1 protein-coding gene is annotated in these 354 nt (G+C 51.7%); it reads left to right on the forward strand.

What is annotated here, in order from left to right:
* The coding region (locus B3520_RS14375; RefSeq protein ID WP_286876346.1) for a type II toxin-antitoxin system ParD family antitoxin at positions 1-294 on the forward strand (294 nt) is incomplete at its 5' end.
* Positions 295-354 lie beyond the last annotated feature (60 nt).

The raw sequence follows: 354 nt of genomic DNA on the forward strand, positions 1-354 counted from the left end.
CTCGGCGAGATCTTCGCTCTTGACAACCTTTGCCAACAGCAAGACGCTGTCATGTCAGGAGGCATCACTATGGCTACCATGAACGTATCCTTGCCTGACTCGATGAAATTATGGGTAGAGCAGCAGGCCAAAACCGGAAAATATAGCAATTCAAGCGATTACGTGCGGGATCTGATCCGAAAAGATCAGGAAAAAGCCCAAAAAATTGCCAGCTTGCAAGCGCGGGTCGACGAAGGGCTTCGCAGCGGGCGCAGTTCATCCGACATGCGGGCAATCAAGAAACGAGCCCTATAGTTCAAATACCTCGGCTAATGTCTCGGCATCCAACACGCGGTCACTCCAGGCTTCGAGTTG

Source organism: Marinimicrobium sp. UBA4509 (genome assembly GCF_002388575.1).
Taxonomy (GTDB): Bacteria; Pseudomonadota; Gammaproteobacteria; order Pseudomonadales; family Cellvibrionaceae; genus Marinimicrobium; species Marinimicrobium koreense.